The organism is Thalassobaculum sp. (genome assembly GCF_040219215.1).
In the GTDB taxonomy this organism is placed as follows: domain Bacteria; phylum Pseudomonadota; class Alphaproteobacteria; order Thalassobaculales; family Thalassobaculaceae; genus Thalassobaculum_A.
In genome coordinates, this window is the sequence record NZ_JAVJSX010000006.1 from 102,272 (window position 1) to 118,708 (window position 16,437).

12 protein-coding genes and 1 pseudogene are annotated in these 16,437 nt (G+C 63.3%); 10 read left to right on the forward strand and 3 right to left on the reverse strand.

Annotation, left to right across the window (positions count from 1 at the left end; all coding sequences use genetic code 11):
• The first annotated feature begins 108 nt into the window (after positions 1-108).
• The 7 genes and pseudogenes from RIC54_RS03520 to RIC54_RS03550 all read left to right on the forward strand — a co-directional run bounded on the left by RIC54_RS03520 (position 109) and on the right by RIC54_RS03550 (position 9,397).
• A complete protein-coding gene (locus tag RIC54_RS03520; RefSeq protein ID WP_350098598.1) occupies positions 109-1,983 on the forward strand; it encodes a class I SAM-dependent DNA methyltransferase in 1,875 nt (624 codons plus the stop codon).
• Positions 1,976-2,383: pseudogene (locus RIC54_RS03525) on the forward strand (restriction endonuclease subunit S); the annotation flags it as partial. The gene RIC54_RS03520 and the pseudogene RIC54_RS03525, both read left to right, overlap by 8 nt.
• A gap of 42 nt (positions 2,384-2,425) precedes the next feature.
• A complete protein-coding gene (locus tag RIC54_RS03530; RefSeq protein WP_350098658.1) occupies positions 2,426-3,202 on the forward strand; it encodes a restriction endonuclease subunit S domain-containing protein in 777 nt (258 codons plus the stop codon).
• Positions 3,199-3,651 carry a hypothetical protein gene (locus tag RIC54_RS03535; protein WP_350098600.1) on the forward strand — a complete coding sequence of 151 codons (453 nt, stop codon included), beginning with the start codon at positions 3,199-3,201 and terminating at the stop codon, positions 3,649-3,651. The genes RIC54_RS03530 and RIC54_RS03535 overlap by 4 nt, the downstream gene beginning before the upstream one ends.
• Positions 3,648-4,766 (forward strand): Fic family protein, encoded by a 1,119-nt coding sequence (locus tag RIC54_RS03540; protein ID WP_350098602.1) that lies wholly within the window; start codon positions 3,648-3,650, stop codon positions 4,764-4,766. The genes RIC54_RS03535 and RIC54_RS03540 overlap by 4 nt, the downstream gene beginning before the upstream one ends.
• Before the next feature lie 352 nt (positions 4,767-5,118).
• Positions 5,119-8,367: a type I restriction endonuclease subunit R gene (locus tag RIC54_RS03545; RefSeq protein ID WP_350098604.1), complete on the forward strand. Its 3,249-nt coding sequence runs from the start codon at positions 5,119-5,121 to the stop codon at positions 8,365-8,367.
• Between the two features lie 19 nt (positions 8,368-8,386).
• Positions 8,387-9,397, forward strand: a complete 1,011-nt coding sequence (locus tag RIC54_RS03550; RefSeq protein WP_350098606.1) for a hypothetical protein — start codon at positions 8,387-8,389, stop codon at positions 9,395-9,397.
• 45 nt (positions 9,398-9,442) lie between these two features.
• On the opposite strand, the gene RIC54_RS03555 is transcribed toward RIC54_RS03550, so the two are convergent.
• The 3 genes from RIC54_RS03555 to RIC54_RS03565 all read right to left on the reverse strand — a co-directional run bounded on the left by RIC54_RS03555 (position 9,443) and on the right by RIC54_RS03565 (position 12,984).
• Positions 9,443-10,714: a site-specific integrase gene (locus RIC54_RS03555; protein ID WP_350098608.1), complete on the reverse strand. Its 1,272-nt coding sequence runs from the start codon at positions 10,712-10,714 to the stop codon at positions 9,443-9,445.
• A gap of 259 nt (positions 10,715-10,973) precedes the next feature.
• Positions 10,974-11,348: a response regulator gene (locus RIC54_RS03560; protein WP_350098610.1), complete on the reverse strand. Its 375-nt coding sequence runs from the start codon at positions 11,346-11,348 to the stop codon at positions 10,974-10,976.
• 184 nt (positions 11,349-11,532) lie between these two features.
• A complete protein-coding gene (locus tag RIC54_RS03565; RefSeq protein ID WP_350098612.1) occupies positions 11,533-12,984 on the reverse strand; it encodes a PAS domain S-box protein in 1,452 nt (483 codons plus the stop codon).
• A gap of 182 nt (positions 12,985-13,166) precedes the next feature.
• On the opposite strand from RIC54_RS03565, the gene RIC54_RS03570 reads away from it, so the two are divergent.
• The 3 genes from RIC54_RS03570 (at position 13,167) to RIC54_RS03580 (ending at position 16,434) form a co-directional block, all read left to right on the forward strand.
• Entirely contained in the window at positions 13,167-13,739 is a 573-nt protein-coding gene (locus RIC54_RS03570) for a GNAT family N-acetyltransferase (protein WP_350098614.1), read from the forward strand.
• 62 nt (positions 13,740-13,801) lie between these two features.
• A complete protein-coding gene (locus RIC54_RS03575; RefSeq protein ID WP_350098616.1) occupies positions 13,802-15,985 on the forward strand; it encodes an ATP-binding protein in 2,184 nt (727 codons plus the stop codon).
• A 17-nt stretch (positions 15,986-16,002) separates the two neighbouring features.
• Positions 16,003-16,434 carry a tellurite resistance TerB family protein gene (locus RIC54_RS03580; RefSeq protein ID WP_350098618.1) on the forward strand — a complete coding sequence of 144 codons (432 nt, stop codon included), beginning with the start codon at positions 16,003-16,005 and terminating at the stop codon, positions 16,432-16,434.
• Positions 16,435-16,437: the final 3 nt, after the last annotated feature.

Here is a 16,437-nt window from a genome sequence, read left to right on the forward strand (position 1 = left end):
TAGGCCCAGACCACGCTCTGCGGCAGAGCCCCCGGCTCAGATCAAACCACCCTTCCATTGCACCCCGGGTCGGCGCAACAATCAGAAATAGGGGAGGAACAACAACGCATGCCACGCCAGGATCTGATCGACCGCTTTGTCGCAGTGCTGAAGGAACTTCACGGCTCGGCCGGGAATGGGCGGCTTCGCGAGACGCTGGGCTGGTCTGCCGACACCTACGATAGCGTGCGCGCGGCGCTGGTCGCCGACGGCACCGTCAAGCCAGGTCGCGGGCGCGGCGGCTCGGTGGCGTTGACGAACTACCAGTCGAGCTTCGATAAAATATTCGATAAGGATTTTGCCGACGTTGATCTGAGCGGACTCGACGCCCCCGAGTTCATCCCGGCGAAGCCCCCAGCCGCCGCTGCGCAGAAGCCCGGTCGCGGCAAGGCCAAGTCGACCAACAACGGCAGCAACGGCGCTGCCCTCGGCTTCGAGGCGCAACTGTTCCTCGCGGCCGACAAGCTGCGCAAGAACCTGGAACCGTCGGACTACAAGCATGTCTGCCTTGGCCTGATCTTCCTGCGCCACATCTCGCACGCTTTCGAGGCGCGCCACGCCGAGCTGCTGATCGACGATCCGGAGGCGGCGGAGGACCCCGACGAGTACCTGGCCGACAACGTGTTCTGGGTGCCGATGGAGGCGCGCTGGTCGCACCTGCAGGCGAACGCCAAGCTGCCGACCATCGGCAAGCTGATCGACGACGCCATGGCCGCGGTCGAGGTGGCCAACCCGAAGACGCTGCAGGGCGCGCTGCCGAAGGACTACAACCGCCCGGCCCTCGACAAGGTGATGCTGGGCGAGTTGATCGACCTGGTCTCGGGCATCCCGATCGAAGCGCCCGGCGGCAAGGCGAGCGACCTGCTGGGCCGGGTCTACGAGTACTTCCTCGGCGGCTTCGCCGGCTCCGAGGGCAAGCGCGGCGGCGAGTTCTACACGCCGCGCTCGGTCGTCCGGGTGCTGGTCGAGATGCTGGAGCCCTACAAGGGCCGGGTCTACGACCCGTGCTGCGGCTCCGGCGGCATGTTCGTGCAGTCGGAGAAGTTCGTGGAGAGCCATGGCGGCCGGCTCGGCGACATCGCGATCTACGGTCAGGAATCCAACAACACCACGTGGCGGCTGGCGCGGATGAACCTCGCGGTGCGCGGCATCGACGCTGATATCAAATGGAACAACGAGGGCAGCTTCCTCAAGGACGAGCTGAAGGATCTGCGCTTCGACTATATCCTGGCGAACCCGCCGTTCAACGTGTCGGACTGGGGCGGTGAGGGCCTGCGCGAGGATGCCCGCTGGACCTACGGCGTTCCGCCGGTCGGCAACGCCAACTACGCCTGGCTGCAGCACATCCTTTGGCACCTCGCCCCCGGCGGCACCGCCGGCGTGGTGCTGGCCAACGGCTCGATGTCGTCGGGCCAGTCCGGCGAGGACACCATCCGCCGCGCCATGGTCGAGGCCGACGTGGTCGACTGCATGGTGGCGCTGCCAGGACAGCTGTTCTACTCGACCCAGATCCCGGCCTGCCTGTGGTTTCTTGCCCGCGACCGGTCAGGAGCAGACTCCGGCGGCCGATTCCGCGACCGCCGCGGCGAGGTGCTGTTCATCGACGTCCGCAAGCTGGGCTCGCTAGTAGACCGGACGCGCCGAGAGTTCTCGGATGAGGACGTGGAACGGATCGCCGGCACATACCACGCGTGGCGCGAGGGCAGCGGTTATGCGGACGAGCCGGGGTTCTGCAATTCGGCAACTCTGGAGGAGATTCGCGGGCGCGGGCACGTCCTGACGCCGGGGCGGTATGTCGGGGCGGCTGATGCAGAGGACGAGAAGGTGCCGTTCGCTGAACGGTTTGAGCAACTCCGCGCCGAACTTGACCTGCATTTCGCCGAAGCGGACAGACTGAAGTCGACGATCCGGGTTCAGCTAGGGGGCCTTGTTTCCAATGGCTGAATGGGAGCGTGTCCCCCTTGGTGAAGTACTGACACTTCAAAGAGGTATCGATTTGCCCGATCGTGACCGGTCGCCAGGGTCTGTACCGATCATGGGATCGTTTGGGGTGACCGGCTGGCATACGAGCGCTGCATGTTCGGGGCCAGGGGTAACGGTTGGTCGAAGCGGAGCGTCAATCGGCACCGTATGTTATATTGATCGAGAATACTGGCCACTAAATACCTGCCTTTATGTCAAAGATTTTAAAGGCAACAATCCACGATACATATTCTACTTGTTGAAGACTCTTGAATTATCCCAGTATAACTCAGGAAGCGCTCAACCGTCTTTAAATCGAAACTTCGTGCATCCGATCCCTGTCGTAGTGCCTCCACGTTGTGGACAAGATCATATCGCTTCGACGCTCGGCACCCTCGACGACAAGATCGACCTGAACCGACGCATGAACGAGACGCTCGAAGCGATGGCGCGGGCGATCTTCAAGGACTGGTTCGTCGACTTCGGCCCGACCCGGGCGAAGATGGAAGGCCGCGCGCCCTACCTCGCGCCAGAGATCTGGGCGCTGTTCCCGAACCGCTTGGACGACGAGGAGAAGCCGGAGGGGTGGGAATACGTTGCCCTTACCGAGTTTTCCGAAGAAGTGCGGAGAGGCATCTCCCCAAGCTATATCTCGGACGGAGGCATCCGAGTTCTGAACCAAAAGTGTATTCGAGACAGGCAGGTGAACTTCGAGCCTGCCCGTCGGCACGATCATGGTCGCCGTAAAGTCGACGACCGGCTTCTGAGGCCAGGTGATATCCTTGTGAACTCAACCGGGGTGGGAACTCTCGGGCGGGTAGCGCAGATTTGGGATCTCCACGAACCAACCATTGTTGATAGCCACGTGACGATAGTCCGTCCCAATGAGGGACCGGAAAACGCTTACTATGTTGGGGTAAATCTTCTTAACCGGGAGCAAGAAATAGAGGCTTTAGGCGAGGGGAGTACTGGCCAAACCGAACTGTCGCGCACCCGATTGAGCACACTTTCTATATTGCGGGCGGGTGAAGACGAGCAGCGCGCATTCGCCGAACTGATAGAGCCGCTCGTTAAGAAAAGTTTGCAGAATGGACGCGAGAGCGAAACTCTGACTGCGACTCGCGACCTGCTCCTCCCGAAACTGATGTCCGGCGAGATCCGCGTGAAGGATGCCGAGAAGCTCGCGGAGGCTGCCGCGTGACGTCGGATGCGCCCGTCAGGGATTGCTGGTCTTGCCCGACTCATCGGGCCGCACGGCGGTTCTCGGCGACGGCGCATGCGCGGCTGGCCCGCAAGGTCGTGTTCCGGCTTCAGCGGCTCGCGGCGAGCGGCGTCTTCGGCGACGATCTCAGGGCCAAGTCCGTTTGGGACGAGTACTGCTACGAGGCGCAGCACGGGCCGACCGACGCGCTGACCAGCGCCTGGGACCAGGTGCTCACTCCGACCATCGCCTCGGTGGTCGCCCGGCTTCCTCGTGAAGAGGCGGTGCTTCTGTCGATCGGGGCCGCCTGGGACCTGGAGGAGTTCGAGCTGGATCTCGGCGACGGCGTCGTGGCCCCGGAACTGATCCGTAGCAACGTCCTGCGGTATATCGACCAGATCGCCATGGACCGACGCATAGAGCGGCTCTCTGGGCTCGGCTTCGGATGAGCCCGGTCGACTATCATCACGGCAGATTCCCGCCGCCGACGCTGGACTGGCCGGTGCTGTTGCCGCTGATCGGGCCGGCCAACGCCGCCATCGCCCGCTACGAGGGTGTGCTGCGCGGCGTGCCGAACCCCGACGTGCTGCTGGGCCCACTGACCGCCCAGGAAGCGGTACTGTCGAGCCGGATCGAGGGCACTCAGGCAACCCTTGGCGAGGTGCTGGAGTTCGAGGCGGAAGGCGACCTGTTCGACGAAAGCACGCCGAAGAAGGTCGATATCCGCGAGGTGCTGAACTACCGGACGGCGCTGCGCGAAGGCACCCGTCTGCTCGACGAGCTTCCACTGTCGCAGCGCCTGATCCGCCGCACCCACGAGGTGTTGATGCAGGGGGTGCGGGGGCGGAACAAGGCGCCGGGGGAGTACCGGCGGGTGCCGAACTGGATCGGACCGGAGGGGCGCCCGATCGAAGAGGCGCGGTTCGTGCCGTGCGATGCCGCGCGCCTGCCGGCGGCGATGAGCGCGTGGGAGGCGTATCTGCACGCCGACGCGCCGGACATCCTGGTCCAGCTCGCCATCGCCCATGCCGAGTTCGAGGCCATCCATCCGTTTCTCGACGGCAACGGCCGGCTCGGGCGGCTGATGGTGCCGCTGTTCCTGAAAAGCAAAGGACTGCTGAGCCGCCCGAATTTCTATCTCAGCGGCTATCTGGAGAGTCATCGCGACGAGTACTACGCCCGGCTGTTGAGCGTATCCCGCGACGGCGACTGGACCGGCTGGTGCGCCTTCTTTCTGCAGGGATTGATCACCCAGGCCGAGGAGAATCAGGCCAAGGCGCTGTCGATCTTGGCGCTCTACAATTACCGGAAGGACTGGATCGTCGAGGCGACGCACTCGCAGTACGCGGTGCGGGCGCTCGACTGGTTCTTTAACCAGCCGATCTTCCGGACCTCGGATTTCGTCGCAACGGCCGACATCCCGCGACCGACGGCCAACCGCATCCTCAGGGTGGTGCGCGATCAGGGGCTGTTGCGCGAGATCCATCCGGCGAGCGGCCGACGGGCTGCGATCCTGGCGCTGCCCGAGCTGCTGAACATCGCGGAGGGCCACGATGCGTTTTGAGGCTCATCCATTCGCGACAAACCCCGTTGTGGATCATGAATCGCGTTCTGTGAGCCGCAACGAAGTTTGTTGTCATCCGGTGAGCCACAACGGCGGGCAACGGTACGACGGGTGGATCCCGGATCGCGCGGTGCGCGTCCGGGATGACGGCCGGGGAAGGAGTCGGACAGTTTCCCCGGGCCCCCACGTCTTCCACCGCCATCCCGGACCGAACCGCCACCGGTGGGACGGAGCCGACGGCGGGTCGGGACAACCGGTCTCCAACGCTCTCTCCCTCTCCTGTCGTCATCCCGGACCGGACCGCCATCGGCGGCACGGAGCCGGGATCCACGAAGCGACGGAGAGCTGAGCGATGGCCGCCTTCGCTGAAAGCCACGTCGAGGATGCCGCGCTGGCCTGGCTGTCGGAACTCGGCTACGCGACGGCGAACGGCCAGGACATCGGTCCCGACAGCGCCACGCCGGAGCGGGCAAGTTACGGCGACGTTCTGCTGGCCGGGCGGGTGCGAGCGGCGATCGAGCGGCTGAATCCAGAACTGCCGGCCGAGACCCGCGCCGAGGTGTTCGCCAAGCTGATACGGGCCGAATCGCCCAAGCTGATCGACGAGAACCGGCGCTTGCATCGCTACCTGATCGAGGGTGTGCCGGTCGAGATCCGCCGCCCCGACGGCAGCATCGGCGGCGAGTTGGCCCGGCTGGTCGACTTCGACGATCCGGACGCCAACGACTGGTTGGCGGTCAACCAGTTCACGGTCATCGAGAGCAAGGCGAACCGCCGGCCGGACATGGTGGTGTTCGTCAACGGCCTGCCGCTCGGCGTGGTCGAACTGAAGAACCCCGGCGACGAGAACGCCACCCTCGACGGCGCCTACAATCAGCTCCAGACCTACAAGGCGCAGATCCCGTCGCTGTTCCGAACCAACGCGGTGCTGGTGACCTCCGACGGGCTGGCGGCCCGCATCGGTTCGCTGACCGCCGACCGCGAACGCTTCATGCCGTGGCGGACGGTCACCGGCGAGGATCTGGCGCCCAAGGGAACCCCTGAGCTGGAGACGGTTCTGAAGGGCGTTTTCGAGCACCGACGATTCCTCGACCTGGTCCGCGACTTCGTGGTGTTCGGCGACACCGGCGGCGACGTGATCAAGATCCTCGCCGGCTATCATCAGTTCCACGCGGTGCGCCGTGCCGTCGCCTCGACCCTGCGGGCAACCGCACCGGCCGACAAGCATGCCCACGGACCCGGACCGAGCGAGGATCCGGCACAGTACGGCCTGCCGGGCGTGACCGGCTATCACCGCGGCGACAAGCGGATCGGTGTGATCTGGCACACCCAGGGGTCGGGAAAGAGCCTGCTGATGGCGTTCTACGCCGGCCAGATCATCAAGCACCCGGCCATGGCGAACCCGACGCTGGTGGTGCTGACCGACCGCAACGATCTCGACGACCAGTTGTTCGCGACCTTCAGCCTGTGCAAGGACCTGCTGCGCCAGACCCCGCAGCAGGCCGGCGACCGGGACGAACTGCGCCAACTGCTCGACCGGGCGTCCGGCGGTGTGATCTTCACTACCTTGCAGAAGTTCGCGCCGGAGGCCGGCACGGGCGACTACCCGGTGCTGACCGGCCGGCGCAATGTCGTGGTGATTGCCGACGAGGCGCACCGCAGCCAGTACGGCTTCAAGGCCAAGTTGGATCGCAAGACCGGAGCGGTCTCGTTCGGCTTCGCCAAGCACATGCGCGACGCATTGCCGAACGCCTCCTTTATCGGCTTCACCGGCACGCCGATCGAGAAGGAGGACGTCAGCACGCCCGCGGTGTTCGGCGACTACATCGACGTCTACGACATCGGCCGCGCGGTCGAGGACGGCGCCACGGTGCCGATCTACTACGAGAGCCGGCTGGCGCGGATCGAGCTGGACGAGGACGAGAAGCCGAACATCGACGCCGAGATCGCCGAACTGACCGAGGACGAGGCCGATAGCGAGCAGGAGCGGCTCAAGCGCAAATGGGCCAGCGTCGAGGCCCTGGTGGGCGCCGAGAAACGCATCGCCCTGATCGCCGAAGACCTGGTGGCGCACTATGAGAGCCGGGTCGCCGCGCTCGACGGCAAGGCAATGATCGTCTGCATGAGCCGGCGGATCTGCGTGGCCCTCTACGACGCGATCGTGAAGCTGCGCCCGGATTGGCACAGCGACGAGGACGATGGCGGCGCCATCAAGGTAGTGATGACCGGGGCCGCCTCCGACCCGGCGAAATGGCAACAGCACATCGGCAAGGGCGCGAAGGCGCGGCGCGAACTGATCGCCAAGCGCGCGAAGGACCCGAAGGACCCGCTGCGGCTGGTGATCGTGCGAGATATGTGGCTGACCGGCTTCGACGCACCGTGCATGCACACCATGTACGTCGACAAGCCGATGAAGGGGCACGGGCTGATGCAGGCGATCGCCCGGGTCAACCGGGTGTTCCGCGACAAGCCGGCCGGCCTGGTTGTCGACTACATCGGGATCGCCCATAACCTGAAGAACGCGCTTGGCCAGTACTCCGGTGGCGACCGCGACCAGACCGGCATCGACGAGGCTGAGGCGGTCCGCGCGCTTCTGGAGAAGGTCGAGATCGTCCGCGGCATGTTTCGACCGGACACCAAGGGCGGCTTCGACTACCGACCGGCACTTGAACCGGCGGCGACGCCGCAGGCGCGGCTCGTCATCCTGGCCGGGGCGCTGGATTGGATCCTCACACTCCAGCAGCAGGACGCAGCCAAGGAGACGAGCGACGAGGGGAAGAAGCGGGCACACCGGCGCTATGCCGACGCGGTGGCTGGCCTGTCTCGCGCCTTCGCGCTGTCGGGTGCCAGTGACGAGGCCCGCGCGCTCGCCGAGGAGGTTGGATTCTTCCAGGCGATCCGTGCCGCGCTGGTGAAGAGCGCTCCGGCCGACGGCAAGAAGACCGCAGCCGAGCGTGAACTGGCGATCCAGCAAATTGTCAGTCGCGCGGTTGTCTCAACCGAGATCGTCGACATCATGCGGGCGGCCGGGATCGAGAGTCCGGACATCTCGATCCTGTCCGACGATTTCCTGGCCGAGGTCCGGCAGTCTGACCGGAAGAATTTGGCCATCGAGGCGCTGCGGAAACTGCTGAACGGCGAGGTGCGCTCACAGGCGCAGCGCAACGTCATTCAGGCGCGGGCTTTTACCGAACGGCTGGAGGCGGCGATCGCCCGCTACCACGCCAACGCCCTGACCACCGCGCAGATCCTCGAAGAGCTGATCCAGATCGCCAAGGACTACCGCGCCGCCCGGGCGCGTGGTGAGGAGACCGGGCTGACGCCCGAGGAAGAAGCGTTCTACGACGCGCTCGCCGACAACGAGAGTGCCCGTGACGTCATGGGCGAGCCGGCGCTTCGGGTCATTGCGCACGAGCTGGTCACGGTGATCCGGGGCAACATCAGCATCGACTGGATGCACCGGGACTCGGCGCGGGCGAACATCCGCCGCCACGTGAAGCGGCTGCTGCGAAAGTACGGATATCCGCCGGACCTGCAGGACGCCGCGGTACAGAACGTGCTGCAGCAGGCGGAGGCGCTGTCAGCACAGTGGGCAGCCTGAGGGAGAACCGGGAACATTGATGAAAACGCTCGATGAGTATCTGAGTGCCAAAGTAGCTTTCAGGCAGCTGATGCGTGAAATTGCGCTTGTTGCCCCGAAAGAGAATCACTCATTCAGGTTTATTTCTCAATCTCAAGCAGGAGCGCCAATTACGAATAAAATCGCAAGGCAATTTTTGGAGGGATCGTTTGATCCGCGCGAATGGAGTTCGGTTCATTTGCGGGCCTTGATTTATGATCAAACTAGAACAATTCATGCCATAGATACTTTTCGGCACTTATCGTATGTTCAAGTAACCCAGATGGCTGATAGTATCGGGAATTCACTATCGTCAAATGATATACTTAGTTCAATTCTAATACTCAGAAATATGATTGAGAGAATGTGTTTTTTTATTGTAGTATCTAAGGGAATTACAAAATACGACAAATCCACTCCAGATTCTGAGGCGTTAAAAGTACTTCTAGATTCCCCCCATGTGTCAGGGTTAATGTATTCTCAATCGAATAACTGGAAAACGTACATAAACGAAAGCTTCTCGGAAATTAACGTAAAAGAATCTAGATACATCCCAAATAGCGAAACGGCAAATCTTTCTCCGACAAACATTTTAACGATCATTGGAAAAGTTGACAAGACCCACAAAGGAACACTTGCTTTGTATAATATACTTTCTGATTTTACACATCCAAATATCGGAGATCTACTTTTAAGAACAATTAATCATAAAATAATACTTGATGACCGCGGGAATCGTTTTGTGAAGAGAACAATTGGATATCCGGGCCTAGATGAAAGTCTGTTTAGCGAAATTCATACTATTCTAGGAAAAATATTCGAATTATCATCCACCATTTGTCAATCTTATTTACAATCATACAAACAATTTTTGCCGATATGCAAAGAGTGGATGTCACAATTTAGGCGAATAGCCCACAAAAATGCGAAAAATAACAGAGCATTGTTCAACAAACGCGACGCCTGCCCATGTTTAAGCGGTAAATCGCTCAAATATTGCTTAAAAAAATAGAGAGTTCATTCAATTTCACGCGCTATTTATTTTGCATGATTCATGCTATCTCGTAGCGTGACGATTCATAGACGCCGCGATATTCCCCGAGATTCGATCGGCCGCCGCATTCACCGGGTCGTCGGCCAGATGCGCGTACCGCTGGGTCGTGTGCGCCTGATTGTGGCCCAGCAGCTTGCCGATGATGTGGAGGCTGTCGCCGCCCGACGCACCAACGCTGGCGAACGAATGCCGCAGGTCGTGCAGGCGAACGTCATGGAGTGCCGCCAACTCCCGCACACGCTCCCAGACCTTCTGCAGTCCGACGAACGCTCGTGCCTCACCCTCATTGCCGTCCGGTTCAGCAGTGACCGCCCTGCCCTGGATCACCCACGGTGACATCTTGTCCCAAAGCCGGGTCTGGATCTCCTGCAGTTCCAGCAGCGCTGCGGCACCGAGCCGGATCACTCGTTCGCCGGTCTTCGACTCCGGCAGGCGCAGGCAGGACCGTTCCCAATCGACCCAGGACCACCTCAGGCCAAGGATCTCGCTCTTGCGAGCACCGGTCAGAATCAGCAGACGGACCGCCGCCGTACCGAACCGGCTGCCGCCGTCAGTCTCGTAAGCCGACAGCGCCGTACCGAGGGCCGCCAACTCCTTCGGCGACAGGAACCGCTCGCGTTTGTGCGCCCGGTACTTCTTCACGCCGAGCGCCGGGTTGTCAGCACGCAGACGTCGATTGACCGCAAAGCCGAGGATCGCCGACAGCAGCACCACCGTCTCGCGCGCCGCGCCCTCTCCGCCCCGTACGATCGATCGCCCGCGCTTGATCCCGGTCTTCTCGTCCTGTCGGGTCTTGCCGGCGGCGATGTCACTCTGCATCCGCTCGACGTCGCCACGATCCAGCAGTCCGAGGCGCTTCTTGCCGACCAGCGGCTTGATGTGCCGCTCGATCCGGCTGCGGTCGCGCAACACCGTCGTGGCACTTTTCGTGGACACTCCCTCGTTGAGGTAGAGGTCGCAAAGCTCACTGACCGTGATGTCCTTGCGGGCCGCCCGCTTTGCCTCCGCCGGGTCGACACCTTCCTCGGCCTGTCCGAGATAGCGCTTCGCGGCCTTGCGGGCGTCCTCGGGCGTGATCTTCCCGTGCGTGCCAATCGTCATGCGCACGGCCTGCCGGTCATGTCCGACCACGCGGTACTGGGCGACGTATATCTTGCGGCCGGCGACGGTGACCTTCAGCCCAAAACCGCGCAATTCGGTGTCCCAGAAGAACGCCGTCCCGCCCTCCGCCTTGGCGGAGTCGACGAACCGTTTGGTGATCTTGGCTTGCGGCATCGGAGGGGGCCTTGAGTGGCTTACCAGCGAGTTCTGGTAAGCCAATAGTAAGCCAACGGGGCGAAACCACAAGACACGCCTGGAACGACGATCTTTCTATCTAGTTGATTTTGCGTAATTTATGGAATTCTACGGAATGGCGCGGAACCTAGAGAAACATCCTACCTTCGCGTTCGCAATGCGAAGGTCGGGAGTTCGATCCTCCTCGGCTCCACCAAAATCTCCGAATGACTCAATCGCGGGCAAGCAGCGCCGCAGATCAGCAGTCGGCTCGCGGCGAGGCGCGCAGCGCGGTCTCGATTGCCTGGGAAATCATCGCGGCGTTGAACGGCTTGCCAACCCGGACCGCCTCGGGCGCCCGCTCGTTCAAGTCGGCGTCGCTGCTGGAGATATAGACAACCGGAACGGGCGACGCCGCCGTAATGCGGCGGACGGCGGTGATGCCGTCGCCGGCAAGCAGGCGCACGTCCGCAGTGATCAGATCGGGGTGCTCCAAGGCCGCAACTTCGACCGCCTCGTCCTCGGTGCGCGCGACGCCGCAGACATCAAAACCCAGCTCCTCCAGGGTCTCTGTCAGGTCCATCGCAGTCAGATACTCGTCTTCGATCACCAGAACCCGACGCTTGCCGACCATGGAGTCCTACCCTTTTTTCGGCGACCGGCGTTCAAACAATTTTAGCAGATTTATCGACGAAACCGCCAGAAACGAAACGCTTGCCGTCGGTGCGGGTTCCCTGATTCTTTGCCGAACTATGGAATTCGGTTCGCTCTCCGAGGTGCCGAGCGGTGCTGCCCGGCCCCGGTCCAACTTGCGAGCCTCACGCCTTCAGGCGCCGCCGCGTGACCGTCAGCCGGATGATCAAACCGTCCGGCTTCCACTCGCGCGAAATCGCGCCTTCAAGCTGGCCTTTCACGGTCGCCCGTGCCAGCAGGCTGCCGAAGCCCTCGGCGTCGCCCACCCGGCCGACCGCCGGTCCGCCACGCTCCATCCACGTCAGGACGAACTGGTCGCCCTCTTCGCGGCAATCGATATCGACCCGCCCCTCCGGCGTCGACAATGCCCCGTACTTGGCGGCGTTGGTCACGAATTCATGCAACAGCAACGCGATGCTGGTCACCGGACCACCGGCGGCCACCGGAACATCGGGTCCGCTGACCGTCACCCGGGCCTCGTCCCCCTCGGCGCGCAGAACGAATGGCGATGTGACCGTCTGGATCAGTGCGTGCAGCGTGGTGGGCTGCTCGGCCTGCATCGCGAGGTCGGAGGTCCGCGGCAGGGTCAGCTGGTGGGCCCGTGCCAGCGCCACCAGCCGCTCACGAACGTCCGAGGCCAGTTCGGTCACCGACTTCGCCGACCGTGCGCTCAAGCTGACGACGCTGCTGGCCAGCACCAGGAGATTCTTGACCCGGTGGTTCATCTCGCTGAGCAGCAGCCGCTGCCGGTCCTGGGCCCGGCGCCGCTCGGTAATGTCCCGCGCGATCTTCGACATGCCGACGACCGTACCGGCGGCGTTCTTCACCGGCGAGACCGTCAGGGAGATGTCGACGAGACTGCCGTCCTTGGGTTGGCGGATCGTCTCGTAGTGTTCGATGTGTTCGCCTCGACGAATGCGAGCCAGGATTGCCGGCTCCTCGTCCTGCCGATCGGGGGGAAGCAGGACTGTGACCGGGCCGCCGACCACCTCGCCGGCGGTATAGCCGAACAGCCGCTCCGCGCCCCTGTTCCAGTTGGTGATTACGCCGTCGAGGTCGGTCGCCAGGATCGCGTCATCGGAAAACTCGATGATCGCCGCCAAACGCTGGGCCGCCTCTTCGTTGCTCTTGCGGGAGGTGATGTCCACCAGTGTATTCACCGCCCCGGCAAGTGAACCGTCGGCGTCGAACAACGGGGTCGGATAGGCGAGGAACGGGACCCGGGTCCCGTCCGGGCGTTCCGCGACCGCCTCCGCGCCATTGATCGCGCGGCGCTCCCTCAGCGCAACCGCCATGGGACATTCATCATGCCGCATCGGGCGGCCGTCGGCCCAGTACAACTTCCAGGAGCCGCAGAACGTGCTGTCGCCGAGGATCGGCTCGACACCCCAGAGCTCGACCGCTGCAGGGTTATAGAATGTGATCCGCCCGGACGCGTCCGTGGTGTAGACCGCTGCCGGCAGCGCTGAGAGGATATCATTGCCTTTCAGCATCGCTTCATCCAGACAGAGAGCGCGGTACAGTTGCGAGGAATCCTTGGCGGACAATGCGGCCGGATTCTTGGTAACATTGTGCATTTCGGGCTCCGGAACCACCGATCATTGCGCCGCTGCCCGTCCCCCAGCCCCGCAGCCGACCGTTAACGATACCGTGCGGTATCGCCGTCGTACAGTGATCAGGACGAATGGCAGCGGATCCAGGCAAACACTGTTCCACTAACGCTCCCGACCCGCCGTTCTATCAGCCGGAGCAAACGTCAATGCTACGCCCGATCTATCCGATCGATACCGCCCGTCTGCGGCTCCGCCCGTTTCGCCCCGACGATCTCGAAGCGCTGCTTGGCATTCAATCCCGCGAAGACGTGACGCGTTTCCTGTACTGGGGCACGCGAACACACGACGACGTGCAGGCGGTGCTGTCCGAGCGCCTCCGCCAAGATGCCCTCACCGGTGAAGGTGACAAGCTAATTCTGGCGGTGGAGCGGCGTGACACCGGAGCGGTGATCGGTGACGTGAACCTGGTCTGGCTCAGCCGCGAGAACCGCCAGGGCGAAACCGGCTTCGTGCTGCATCCGGATCACCACGGCAACGGCTTCGCGCACGAGGCCGCGGACGTCATGCTCCGTCTTGGGTTTGAGGAACTGGGGCTGCATCGCATCATTGGCCGCTGCGACGGCCGAAACACCGCGTCCACCAAAGTCATGGAAAAGCTCGGCATGCGCCGGGAAGCGCATTTCCGGCAGAACGAGATCGTCAAGGGCGAGTGGTCCGACGAAATCGTCTACGCGTTGCTGGCCGACGAATGGAAAGTGGCGCAGGGCATGCGTCCGTAACCCAAACTTAACCACTCGTGTGATCTCATTGCCTGGAATCACGTTTCCGGAGGTGTCGGTTGATGTGGGTTCCGGCCGCCCTGATCTCTGCAGCCACTGGTGCTGGACTGCTCGCCGTCGTAATGGCGTATCTGGCCGTGGTCGAGCGGAACAACCGGGTCTGGGGCCTTTGGTCCGCATCCTTCGCCTTCGACGCGGTGCGCTCGATCCTCCTGCTCGACAACCCCGCACATGGAACCCTGACCGACGCGGCGGCGGAAGCGCTGCTGATCGGCCATGTCGGGTTTCTGGCGACCGGCATCCTGATCTGGCTCGACGTTGCCCGTCCGCTGCGGCTCCTGGTCATCGGTACCGGTGTCGCGGTGCTGTGGGCCGGGACCGGGACCGTCTTGCAGTTCTCCGAGACGACGATCCACCTGCCGCTCAACCTGTTCTTCGGCCTTGTCCTTGGCGTGACGGCATGGTCGCTGTGGCGGGACGCCGCACCGGACGAGCGCATGCTGCGCAAGACGATGGCTGTCGTTCTGGCGGTCTGGACCGCTCAGGAGCTGCTGTCGGCGACGATCGGCTGGCACAGCAGCTCGGATCCGCTGCTGTTCACCGCAGTCCACGGGTACGGCGTCGCCCTGGCCATGCTGCTCATCGTGGCCGCCCTGCGTCGGCGGCATGCCCAGGCACTGGCGGCCATCGATCAGGCGCAACGCGCCCGCGCGGAGGTCGAGCACGCCAATCAACGGCTGAGCGATTTCGCCAGCGTGTCATCGGACTGGTTCTGGGAGCAGGACGCCAACCTGCGTTTCACATACCTGTCTCCCTCGGTTTGGCAGTACTCCTCGCTTACCCCGGAGGACCACTACGGCAAGACCCGCAGCGAGACCCAACCGCTCGGGGTAACCGACGAGGACTGGGCGGCGCACGAAGCCGTCCTGCAGCGGCGGGAACCGTTCAGGGACTTCCGGTTCCATCGCATCGCGACGGACGGCAAGCGCCGCTGCCTGTCGATCAGCGGAGTCCCGGTGTTCGACGATCAGGACCGGTTCCAGGGCTATCGCGGCGTCGGCAAAGACTTGACCGACCTGATCACGGCCGAGCAGCGGGTACGGGCGACCAACACGCAACTGGCTCAGGCGCTGGATGCCCGTTCCGAGGGGCTGGCGTTCTGGGATCGCGACGACCGGCTGGTCATGTGCAATCAGGCCTATCGCGACCAGTCGGGCAAGTCCGGATCGATCCTGGTACCCGGTGTCAGCTACGAAGACTACATCCGTGCCGGAATGGATGCCGGCGAGGTCCCTGCCGCGGTCGGCCGCGAGGAGGCGTGGCTTCAGGAGCGGCTCGAAGTCCGGCGTAACCTTCCGTATACGGTTGAGATCTTCCGGGGCGATCGGTGGCTGCTGATCCGCGAGCAGCGTACCCCTGATGGCGGAACGCTGCTGACTGCCACCGACATCAGCGAGTTGAAGCGTCGCGAGGACGCGCTGGTCAAGGCCGTGGAGCAGGCGCAACTCGCCAACCGGGCCAAGATAGCGTTCCTGGCAACCATGAGCCACGAGCTGCGCACCCCGCTCAACGCCATCATCGGGTTCGCCGAGATCATCAAATCCGGCCAGTTCGCGTCAAACAGCGACGTCCAGAGCGAGTATGCCGGGTACATCCACGAGAGCGGGGCACACCTGCTGGCGGTCATCAACGATCTGCTCGACGTCTCCCGGATCGAGGCGGGACGCCTGGTGCTGGACGAGAAGCCGTTCGGCCTGGCCAGCCTGATCGATGAGTGCGACCGGATGATTCGCCAGAAGGCCGAGGCGGAGGGATTGCGGCTTGCAATGGCGGCCGTCGATCCTGGACTCGGCATTCGCGGCGACCGCCGCGCATTCAAGCAGATCCTGATCAACCTGCTGTCGAACGCCGTCAAATTCACCGAATCCGGCGGTGCGATAACCCTGACGGCCGAGCGCGACGCCGGCGCCCGGCTTCGATTGGTCGTGCGCGACACCGGCATCGGCGTCGCGGCGAACCGCGTGGTGGAACTGTTCGAGCCGTTCCGCCAGCTTGAGAACGTGCACGCCCGCCGGCACCACGGCACCGGGCTGGGGCTGTACATCACCAAGAACCTCGTGGAAGCTCACGGCGGCACGATCGTGTTCGAGAGCGCGGTCAACCAGGGCAGCACGGTGACCATCACGCTGGCGGCCGACCGGCTGATCGAGGCGGGAGGGGCGGTCCGGCACCGGGTCGCGGTCTAGTTTCGGGATAGGGAGCGGTGGCGGAATCGTTTCTGGAGGCAATACGCCGGGAGGTCGGACGGTTTCAGAACCGGAGCTTCCTCGAAGCCGTCATGGCGGTTGCCGCGCTCGCCGCCATGGCCGACGACGAGTACGGCATCGCCGAGAAGTACCGGGCAGAGGAACTGCTGTCGGAGATCCCGGTCTTCGACGTGTTCGACCTGTCAGAAGCCATGGAGATCCTGGACGAGGACATCCACGCCCTGCGGACCGACCGGCCGGCTGCGGTGCGAGACTTGGAGGCTCGCGTCCGGGCCTTCGCCAATGTACCGGACAAGGCGCGCACGCTGCTGCGCACGGCTCACGCCATCATTACCTGCGACGGCGACATCACGACCGCCGAACGCACGGAGTTCGAACGCCTGGCCCGGTTGCTGAAGCAGGACATCGCGGCACTGGCGCTGGGATAGTCC